The organism is Rhodopila sp., from assembly GCF_965276935.1.
Taxonomy (GTDB): Bacteria; Pseudomonadota; Alphaproteobacteria; order Acetobacterales; family Acetobacteraceae; genus Rhodopila.
The window spans coordinates 788,379-799,277 of the sequence record NZ_CBDIBS010000002.1 but is presented as its reverse complement, the minus strand read 5'-3'; the positions used below and the strand labels follow the sequence as shown (position 1 = coordinate 799,277).

Below are 10,899 nucleotides of genomic sequence, written 5' to 3'. Positions count from 1 at the left end.
CGGCTGGGCTTTCGCCCGGAAGCGGCATGCCGACCGTCGGACTATCGGACCAGTCGCGCGCGCATCCGCCCCTGCAGCCGGCGCAGTCGCATCAGTCCGGTTTCGCGCCAGATCGACCGGCTTGCAAGCCGGTCGAGCAGCACTTCCATCGGGCAAGGCAATTCGGTCACCGGATCGAGGTAGCGGGGATACAGCAGCAGCACGCCGGCGCTCAATTCCTCGAGGCTAAGCTGCCGGTCGCGCCGCGGCAGAGGTGCCAGGTCCTCGGTCAGGCCCCAGCCGGCGTAGAAAGGCTGGGCGTGCACCACCACCCGCCGTCCGCGCAGCAGCGCCTCGAAGCCGGCCAGCGAGGTGAGCGTGTGCACCTCGTCGACCGCCGCGATCAGCGCCGCCATCGGCACGCCGCGCACGACAATGTCGGCATGGCGACGCACGATTGTGTCGGGGATCGCGCCCGCGCGGTGGCCGGCATCGACATCGGGATGCGGCTTGTAGATCACCAGAGCATCAGGATTGGCGGCGCGGACGCGAGCCAGGAGATCCTCGTTGCCGGCCACCCCGGCGCCGCCCAGGCGCACCGAAAGATCGTCGGCCACCTGGCCTGGCACCAGCACGCGCCGCCGTCCATCCGCCGGCGGCAGCGCCACCGCGGCGCCGCCGGCGCCGTACTTGGTAATCCCCTCGCGCACCAGCCGGTCCATCAACCGCCGAGCGCGGGCCAGCAGTGCCGGCTCGAAGCGGGTCTCGCGCAACAGCGTCTCGAGATCACTCGGCTGGGACGGATCGTAGTAGATGCCGCTGGCGTCCGCGATCACCGAGCAGGGCGGCAGGAAGCCACTGCCAAGGCCGAGGGAACGCACGAAGCCGTCCTCGACCCGCAGCAGGGTTCGGCCCTCGGCCGCCGCGGCCTGCTGGAGGCCCGGTGGAATTCGAGACGACCAGACCGCCACCGCCCGCCCCTTCGCGGCGCGCATCGCCGCGGCGGCACCCTGGCGATGCGGCGGCGCGTGCTCACCGGTGTGGAAGAACGCGGCGATGCGGCGGCGCTTCCAGAACGACATGCCCGAACAGGCGCCGATCGCGCGGTTGGCGCGTGTCACCCGCCGCCACTCGGCCACGATATCGAGCGCGTCGGCGCAGCCGATCTGCCGGCCGGTGAACGGATCGGCATAGCGCGTGCCCAGCAACAGGACGGCGGCGGCGACGTCCGCGGGACCATGGTTCGCCGCCAAACCGGGGGCGTGACAGTGCACCGGCACCCCCGCCAGCCGCGCCAGCACGGCCAGTTCGTCGTGTCCCGAAGCCGCGTGCATCGCCACGGCGGCGGCCAGCAACGGCCAAGGGTCGAACGCGCCGGCCAGTACCGCGCAACCCTGCCGCCGCGCGGTTTCGGCAAGCCCATGATCCGGCCGCGGCAGCAGCAAGATGACGCGGGCGGCGTCGCCGCTATCCAGTGCCGCCCGCAACATACGCGCGGCGAGCGCCCGGTCGGGCCCCGCTTGAACCAGCACGCGCCCATGACGCAGCAGCGATTGATCCGGCGGCTCGGCCCAGAACGTGCCACCGGTTTCCTCGCGCACCAGCCGGGCCGCCAGCGCTTCCGCCTCGATCAAGGTCTGGTCGGCAAGCGATCGGGCAAGGGCGTCTTCCAGCCAGCCTGGCTGGGCTGTCCCATTCCGCCAGATCGTCGTCACCGTGCCACTGAGCCAGGGCACGCGCTTGTGGAAATGTGGTGTCCGCAGCAACCCAGATGCGAGCACGAGGACATGCCCCGAGCGGCGCGACAGCCATTGGGCGCGTGATGTTCGTGAACTTTCCAGAGAATAGGCTGGCGGGTCGACAGCCGCGAGTTCCGGAAACAGCACGCGAAGACTGGCTGCCTCGGCATTGCGTGCTTGGCTCACCGGTTCATCCCGCAGGCCGCTGATCTGATGCAAACAATTTCACAACCGATCGTATCGTGGAATCACCGGGTTTTGATGCGACTTCATATCTCAGAACAAAATATACCCAGGTTAACTGTTGGGAGCCAATCCGCCATTTTGCATTCATTACCATAGTGCAGTAGAATAGGCTTGCCTTCGCTTTGACTGGCTTGGCGTTGATGAGTAGATGGGTCATGGTATCTAGATGGACCATAGTATAAGGAGCCACCATCTGGGGCGGCCTGGAGTTTGAGGGAATACAACTTGGAGAGACGGCTCCTGACCGAACAAGACAGTTTTTTTGATGGTTCTCACGACAAGATCGCGATCATCGGAGCCGCCTGCCGCCTTCCTGGCGCACCCGACCTGCGGCGCTTTGAGGAACTTCTGTTCTCCGGCCGTGACGCGGTCACCGAGATTCCCGACGAACGTTGGGCAAAGCCGCAGTACTTCCATCCCGAGCCTGGACAACGTGGCAAGGCCTATACCTTCGCGGCGGGGGTCATTGACCAGATCTACGGCTTCGATGCGGGTTTCTTCGGGATTGCCCCGCGTGAGGCCGTACAGGTCGATCCGCAGCAGCGGCTGCTGCTGGAGCTGGCGCATGAGGCCATCGAGGATGCCGGCCTGAACGGTGCCGCCCTCGCCGGCACGCCGGTTGGGGTCTACGTCGGCGGCTCTTCCTGGGATCACCTGAACCTTCATATCGGCGATCCTTCGGCTGTCGACGCCTACAGCATGACCGGGGCGACGCTTTGCTCGCTGTCCAACCGGCTGTCCTACATCTTCGATCTCCGCGGTCCGAGCATGACGGTGGATACCGCCTGCTCGTCCTCGCTGGTGGCGCTGCATTTGGCCTGCGAGGCGATCCGCGAGGGGCGGGTATCGGCGGCGCTGGTCGGTGGCGTGAACCTGCTGCTGGCGCCGCACAGCTATGTTGGCTTTTGTCGCGCCTCCATGCTGTCGCGGCGCGGCCGCTGCCACGCGTTCGACGCACGGGCGGACGGTTATGTCCGGGCCGAAGGCGGCGGCGTCGTGGTGCTCAAGCCGCTGCGCGCGGCGCTGGCGGCGGGCGATCGGATCCGTGCGGTGGTGCGCGCCACCGGGGTGAACTCCGACGGCCGCACCACCGGCTTTTCGCTGCCCAACAAGGATGCCCAGGAAACCCTGTTGCGCGAGACCTACGGTCGGTTCGGCATTGTCGCCGACGAACTCGACTATCTGGAGGCGCACGGCACGGGCACGCCGGTGGGCGACCCGATCGAGGCCGGCGCGATCGGCCGGGTGCTGGGCCAGGCACGCTCGACGGCGCTGCCGATCGGCTCGGTCAAGACCAACATCGGGCACCTCGAGGCCGGCAGCGGCATGGCTGGTCTGCTCAAGGCGCTGCTGGTGCTGCAGAACCGGGTGATCCCGCGATCACTGCATTGCGAGACGCCCAATCCGGCGATCTCGTTCGAGGCCCTCAACCTCGCTCTGGTGCCGGAGGCGCGGTCGTTGCGGGCCAACGGTCACCTGCCCGCCGTCGGCATCAACTCGTTTGGATTTGGCGGCACCAACGCGCATGCCGTGCTGGGCACCGCGCCGCTGGTCGAGCCGCCGGCCGCGCCGGCCTCGGCGGCCGTGCCGCCGCTGCTGCTGTCGGCCCGCTCGCAGGCGGCGCTGCGCGCGCTGGTCGCGGCGTGGCGGGGGCGACTGAACGGGGTTGATCCAAACGAAGGTGCCGCCCTGCTGCGGGCCGCGGCGAGGCGGCGCGAGCACCACGGCCTGCGGTTCGGCGTGCTTGCCGACTCGCCTGGCGGCATGGTCGATACGCTTGACCGTTATCTCGATGGCGCCGACGGCCTGCCGGTGGCGAGCGGCACCGCGACCAGCGGCGACATCGCCTTCGTGTTCTCCGGCAATGGCAGCCAGTGGATCGGCATGGGGCTGGAGGCGATGCGCGGCAACGCCGCCTTCCGCGCCGGCATGGCCAAAGTGGACGCGGCGCTGCGTCCGTTGCTCGGCTGGTCGGTGCAGGAGCGGCTGGGCGCGCCCGATCTGGCCTTGCACGACACCGAAGTCGCGCAGCCTTTGCTGTTCGCCGTCGAGGTGGCGGCGGTGGAGGCGCTGCGGGCGGTGGGCATCCATCCGGCTGCCTGCATGGGCCACAGCGTCGGCGAGGTCGCGGCCGCCTGGGCGAGCGGTTGCCTCACTCTGGCCGAAGCGGCCCAGGTCATTCATTGTCGCAGCCACCGCCAGCAGGTGACCCATGGCGACGGCACGATGGCGGTGCTCGGGTTGCCGATCGCGGCGGCGACCGAAGCGGCGGTCCGTTTCGGACTTGAAGTCGCTGCCGAGAACGCCTCATCCAGCGTCACCGTTGCCGGTCCCGCCGATGCGATCACGGCCCTCGCCGAGGAAGCCAAACGCCGCGGCTGGGGGTTTACCCGGCTCGACCTCGCCTATGCCTTCCACAGCGCGGCGATGGAGCCGATCCGTGATCCGCTGCTCGCCGATCTGGCTGGGCTGGCCCCGCACGCGGCAGCGATCCCGTTTGTCTCCACGGTCACCGGGGCGGTGACCGACGGCACCGCGCTGGATGCCGACTATTGGTGGGACAATGTTCGCCGCCCGGTGCGTTTCGCCGCGGCGGCGCGCAGCCTGATCGCCGGCGGCACCCGCCTGTTCCTGGAAATCGGCCCACAACCGGTCCTGCAATCCTATCTGCACGATGCGCTGCGCGCCGCCGCGACACCCGGCGTGGTGCTGGCGGCGATGGCGCGCCGTTCTCCGCTGGCCGACCCGTTCGCATTCGCGGCGCTACGCTGCCATGTCGCTGGCTATGACATCAGTCGCACCGCCGCCTTCGATGGGCCGGTCGCGACCGAGGAACTGCCGGCCTATCCTTGGCAGCGCGAGAGCTTCCGCCTGGAGCGCACGGAGGAGGCGACCGACCTGATTGGCGCCCCCATCGACCATCCGCTGCTTGGCATCCGCACGGGCGCGGTCGCCGAGGAGTGGCTGTCGCATCTCGACACCGCCACCCAACCTTGGCTTGCCGACCACGTGGTTGGCGGCGCGCCGGTGCTGCCGGCCGCCGGCATGATCGGCATGATGCTGGCTGCCGCGCGGATCCGTCATCCGGGAACGGCGCCGCTCGAAATTCTCGATCTCGAGATCGACCGCGCGCTTCCTCTTCTGCCTGGCCAGACACGGGCCGTGCGTACGCGCATCGTGGCGGATGAAAGACAGGTATCCGTGGCCTCACGGACGCGCCTGCAGGGTGAGGCCTGGATGGTACACGCCACCGGCCGCATTGGCGCGGCGGCGACCGGCGGTGTGTTGCGCGACTGGCCAAAGCCGGAGATGTCGCGCGAGATAATTCCCGCCGCCGCGCTGTATCGCCTGGCCGCTGACCTTGGTCTTGAATACGGGCCGGCGTTTCGCACGGTCGCCGAGGTTGCGGTGCTCGGCGAGACCGAGGCCCTGGTGCGGCTGGCGCCTGTGCTGGCGCAAGCCGGTCCGCTCGATGCGACCTTGCTGGACGGTGCGCTGCAGGGGCTGCTTGTGCTCGCCGCGCGCCGCATCGATCCGGCGAGAGGGCAGGGCATGATGCCCTGGCGCTTCGGCAAGGTGCGGCTGCTGGGCGCCGGGATGCCGGTGCAGGCGCGACTGCGGATTACCCAGGCGGGGCCGCGCTCGGTCGCCGCCGATATCCTGCTGCTTGATGCGGACGGCGCACCGTTGGCCGAGTTGCTGGAGTGCTGGTTTGTCGCCGTGGCACTTAGGGTCCCAGCCGATCCGGCGCAGCGCTGCCTGTGCGTCGATATCCTGGATGGACCCGATCCGGCCGCCCCGCCGCTGGATGCGACACTGATCGACGTGGCATTGGACGCTGGCTCTCGGGCAGATGGCGACCCTGTCGCGGCGGCGCTGGCCGAGGCCTATGTCGCCGCCCGTGCCGATGCCGCGCTGCGGGCGTTGGCGGCGGAGCGTGATGCTCAGGACGCGGCGCCGCTTCGGGTCCAGGACGCGGCGCCCCTTCGGGCGCGGATGCTGGACTGGTTGCGGCAGGATGGCATCGCCGATGCCGAAGGCACGCTGGCGCCAAGCGCCGATCTTCCGCCGGCGGACGAGTTGCTGCGCTCGCTGCTGTTCGATGTTCCGACCGCCGGGGCGGATGCAGCACTGCTCGCCGCCGCCGGCGAAGCGCTTGAGCCGGTGCTGCGGACAGGCGCCGCTCGCCCAAAACCGCCGGCCGCGCTGCTCGACCAGTTCCTGCATCACGGGCCGGCGGGAAGGCTCGCGCTCGAAAGCCTGGCCGAGGCGGCCGTCGCCGTGGCCCGAGCGTGGCCCGCCGGCCGGAGCCTGTCCATACTGGAACTGGGTTCCGGCGGCAGCACGGTGACGCGGATGCTGGCGCGTCGGCTAAAGGCTGTCCGCCCAGGGCTGCGCTATGTTGCCGCCACCATCGGAACGCTGCAGGCCGGGCTTGCCACGATCGACGGCGTCACGCCGCAGGTCTGGAACCCTGAGGTGGTGGAGCCGCGCGGCTTCGACCTCGTGCTCAGTCTGCACGGCCTGACGCGGCTTGGTTTCGGCACGGCCGAGCTGGCTGCCTTGCGGGACCGGCTGGCGCCGGGCGCCCTGCTGCTGGCAATAGAGCCGCTGCCCAACCGCGTCTGGGACCTGATCGGCATTCCGGGTAACGACGAGACACCGGTTGCGCCCCATCCGGCCGAGGTCTGGACCGAGATGCTGGCAGTGGCCGGCTTCGACGCCAGGTCGAGTGCGCTGGCGGCCTCGGTGTGGCCATCCGTGCTGCTGGCGGCCCAGTCGATCGCCGTTCGCCCTGCGCCGTCGCCGCTTCCCGGTCGGCTGCTGCTTGCTGCTGCCTCCGCCGATGCGCTGGCTGATGCGCTGGCCGCGACGCTCCGTCGCCAGGGTGCCGGCGTGGCCGAGGTCGCGCTGGACGAATTGCACCGTCCTGGAACGGTTCCCGCGATGCTCGCCGGCGCCGCAGGCCTGATCCTGTTGTTGCCCGACCCCGCCGATGCCGCGGACTGGCTCGGCCGCGTCGCCGGGTTGGTCGAGCCGCTGGTAACTGCCGCAGTGCCGCTGACCCTGGTGAGCCGCGGCAAGGCGCGGGGCGAAGTGTTCGCCGCCGCCCTGGGTGGACTGCGCCGCGTGGTAGCCAACGAGGCGGCTGGGCTGCGCGTTCGATCAATTCGCCTTTCGCGCGAGCTTGCGTCGGAAACCGCCGCCGCCAGGCTTGCGGCGGAGCTGCTTTCTCCGGATGCGGAGGACGAGATTGCCTGGAGCACGACTGGCCGCCAGATCGTCCGGTTTCGCCCAGGACTGCCGGTTCCGCCGCCGGCCGCCGGTGGGGCGAGCGCGCTGAGCGTGGAGCGGCCCGGCCTGCTCGGCACGCTGCGCTGGAAGCCGTCCGTTGGTGCCGCGGTGGGCGCCGATGAAGTCGCGATCTCCGTTCGCGCAGCCGGGCTCAATTTTCGCGATGTGATGTGGGCGATGGGTCTGTTGCCGGACGAGGCGCTGCTGCACGGGTTCGCCGGACCGACGCTGGGTCTGGAATGCGCGGGTGTGGTGGTCGGGCTTGGTCGCGATGTCACTGATCTTGCCCTCGGCGATGCGGTCATGGCCTTCGCGCCGGCATCCTTAGGCACCGAGACGGTGACGCGGCGGCATGCGGTCGCGCGACTGCCGGGCGGAATGGATTTCGCTGCCGGGGCCACGATCCCGGTTGCCTTCTTCACCGTCGCCTATGCGCTGGGGGAACTCGCCCGGCTCGAGGCGGGCGAGCGGGTGCTGATCCATGGCGGGGCCGGCGGCGTCGGACTTGCCGCGATCCAGTATGCCCGGCATCGTGGAGCCGAGGTTTTCGCGACCGCCGGCTCCGAGTCAAAGCGGGCGCTATTGCGTCAACTGGGCGTGGAGCACGTGCTCAACAGCCGCGACCTTGGCTTCGCTGACGCCATCCTGAGCCTGACCGGCGGCGAGGGTGTCGACGTGGTGCTGAACTCCTTGAGCGGCGAGGCGATGGAGCGCAGCCTCGGTCTGCTGCGCCCGTTCGGCCGTTTTCTCGAACTTGGCAAGCGCGACTTCTATCGCAACACCCCGATGGGCATCCGGCCGCTGCGCCATAACGCGTCGTATTTCGCAATCGATGCGGACCAGTTGCCGCTGAGCCGCCCAGCCCTCGCCCGCCGCCTGTTGGGTGAGATCGTCGGATTGTTGGAGACTGGCGCGCTGCGGCCGCTGCCGTACCGGAGCTTCGGCTTTGATGAAGCGGTGGATGCGTTCCGGCTGATGCAGTCATCTGGCCATGTCGGCAAGATCGTGTTGGAACCCGCGCAAGCACCGGCCGCCGCCGTGCCGGATTTCATCGTCTGCCCGGATGCCACTTACCTGGTGACCGGCGGCCTCGCGGGCTTCGGTCTTGCGACGGCGCGCTGGCTTGCCCGGCGCGGCGCCCGCCACCTGGCATTGCTGGGCCGCCGAGGCGAGGCAACGCCAGGCGCGGCCGAGGCCTTGGACGCGTTCGCGGCGGCCGGTGTCGAAGCTCGCGCGTTCGCCTGTGACGTCGCCGACGAAGCGGCGCTGGCCGCCACGCTGGAGACGCTGCGGACCGAAATGCCGGCGCTGCATGGGGTGGTACATGCGGCGATGGTGATGGACGATGCGTTCATCCCGGCGCTGGACGCGGCACGCTTCGCCGCCGTGCTGGCACCGAAGGCGAGGGGCGCCGAGGCGCTCGACCGGCTGACCCGCGACGATCCGATCGAACTGTTCCTGCTGTTCTCCTCGGTAACGACGGCACTCGGCAATCCCGGTCAGGCCAGCTACGTGGCTGCCAACGCGGCGCTTGAGGCGGTGGCCGAGCGGCGCCACGCGGCCGGACTGCCGGCGCTGGCGGTTGGTTGGGGGCCGATTGGTGATGCTGGCTATCTGACCCGCAGTCACGAGGTGAGCGAGGCCCTGGCACGTCGCCTGGGCACGGCGCATCTGCGCGCCGATGAGGCGCTGGACGCGCTGCCGGCGATGCTGGCGGCAAGGGTGCCGGTGCTGTATTATGCTGATTTCGCCGGCGCTCGCCGCAAGCAGTTGCCGCTGCTGGGTTCGCCACTGTTCGAGTTGCTGCCGCTTGCGGATGGCGTGGGAGAGGAGGAGCGTGCGGGCGATCTGCGAACTTTGGTTGCCGGACGCCCGCTGGATGAGGCGCGACGCGTGGTGGCGGAGGCGCTGGCCGAAGAAATCGCGTCCATCCTGCAGTTGCCGGTGGCTCAGGTCGATGCGTCCCGCCGGCTGGCGGATTATGGCATGGACAGCCTGATGGCGGTCGAACTGCGAACCGCCGTGGAGACGCGCTTCGGCGTCAACCTTCCGCTGTTCTCGCTCTCGGAAGGCGTAACGCTTGCCGGGATGGCGGCAAGGCTCGTCGACCCATTGTTCGGCAACGCGAACGCTGATCCCGCGCCTAGCGTTGCCTCCGCCGCGCTGGCGCTGGCGAGGGTGCGCTACGAGAACGTTGCTGAATCCGACGAAACCGTTCCGGTGCTGACAACCGAAGTTCCGACCGAGCTGATCTCGGTGAGCGCTTGAGCGGGCTGTTCGGCCTGTCGGATTCGGTAAAGACCCAGCTTCTGACCCGACTGGCGACCCGCCGCGCGCCTGACCCGTCGACGGCGGCGGAAGCTCCGGCCGAAGGGAGGACTGCGCCTGCGCTCGGCCATGCGCCAGTGATTGCCGAGCTCAACCTGCTGCAACGAGCGGCCGAAAAACTTGGGCTGGAGACGCCGTATTTTCGCGAGCATGCCGGTATTGCCGGGGCAACGACCCGGATTGGCAATCGCGAGTACGACAACTTCGCCTCCTACAACTACCTGGATCTGAACGGCGATCCTCGCGTGACCGAGGCGGCCAAGGCGGCAATCGACCGTTATGGCACCTCGGTTTCAGCGAGCCGGCTGGTGTCGGGCGAGCGGCCGCTGCACCGGGCGCTGGAAACCGAACTTGCCGCGATCTACGGCGCCGAGGATTGCCTCACGTTTGTCAGCGGGCATGCCACCAATGTCACGGTGCTTGGCCATCTGGTCGACCGTGAGGACGTGATCCTGCACGACGCGCTCAGTCACAACAGCATTGTTCAAGGGGCGCTGCTGGCGGGTGCCCGCCGCATCGCGTTTCCGCACAACGACCTCGACGAGCTGGAGCGGCTGCTGGCGGCGGCACGGCCACGCGCCAGGCGGGCGCTGCTGGTCGTCGAGGGGCATTACAGCATGGACGGCGATGTGCCCGACCTCGCCCGTCTGGTGACGATTGCACGACGCTGGCGGGCTTCGCTGATGGTTGACGAGGCTCATTCCCTCGGCGTGCTTGGGCGACACGGCCTTGGCATCGCCGAACATGCCGAAGTCGATCCGGGCCAGGTCGATGTCTGGATGGGTACGCTCAGCAAGACGCTGTGCGGCAGCGGCGGTTATATCGCGGGATCCAGGGCGCTGATCGACTACCTGCGCCATTCCGTACCGGGCTTTGTCTACTCGGTGGGCCTGTCGCCGCCGGTCGCGGCAGCGGCGCTCGCCGCACTGCGGCTGATGCGCGAGGAACCGTGGCGGGTCGAGCGGCTGCAGGCCAATGGACGCTGCTTTCTTGAAGCGGCGCGGGCGGCGGGGCTGGCGACAGGCAATTCAATCGGCGCGGCGATCGTGCCGGTCATGGTCGGCAGCTCGATCCGTGCGGCAAGGCTCGCCCAGGCGCTGTTCAAGGCCGGGGTGAACGTGCAGCCGATCATTTATCCCGCGGTGCCCGAGCAGGGCGCTCGCCTGCGCTTTTTCGTCTCCAGCCGGCACGACGAAGCGGTGTTGCGGCGCGTGGCCGCGGCCACCGCCGCCGAACTGCGGCAGGTCGCGCACGAGAAGCTCGATCTCGCCGCGCTTGCCGCTATGCTGGCACGCGATTGATCGCGGCAGCT

At 69.2% G+C, this 10,899-nt stretch carries 3 protein-coding genes; 2 read left to right on the top strand and 1 reads right to left on the bottom strand.

From position 1 onward, the window contains the following. Positions 1-41: 41 nt before the first annotated feature. Positions 42-1,904, bottom strand: coding sequence for a capsule biosynthesis protein (locus ACQY4S_RS06710; RefSeq protein WP_428484408.1), 1,863 nt, complete (start codon positions 1,902-1,904; stop codon positions 42-44). Positions 1,905-2,189: 285 nt separating this feature from the next. On the opposite strand from ACQY4S_RS06710, the gene ACQY4S_RS06705 reads away from it, so the two are divergent. Both ACQY4S_RS06705 and ACQY4S_RS06700 read left to right on the top strand, forming a co-directional pair. Next, entirely contained in the window at positions 2,190-9,527 is a 7,338-nt protein-coding gene (locus ACQY4S_RS06705; RefSeq protein ID WP_428484407.1) for a type I polyketide synthase, read from the top strand. Continuing rightward, positions 9,524-10,888, top strand: coding sequence for an aminotransferase class I/II-fold pyridoxal phosphate-dependent enzyme (locus tag ACQY4S_RS06700; RefSeq protein WP_428484406.1), 1,365 nt, complete (start codon positions 9,524-9,526; stop codon positions 10,886-10,888). The genes ACQY4S_RS06705 and ACQY4S_RS06700 overlap by 4 nt, the downstream gene beginning before the upstream one ends. Positions 10,889-10,899: the final 11 nt, after the last annotated feature.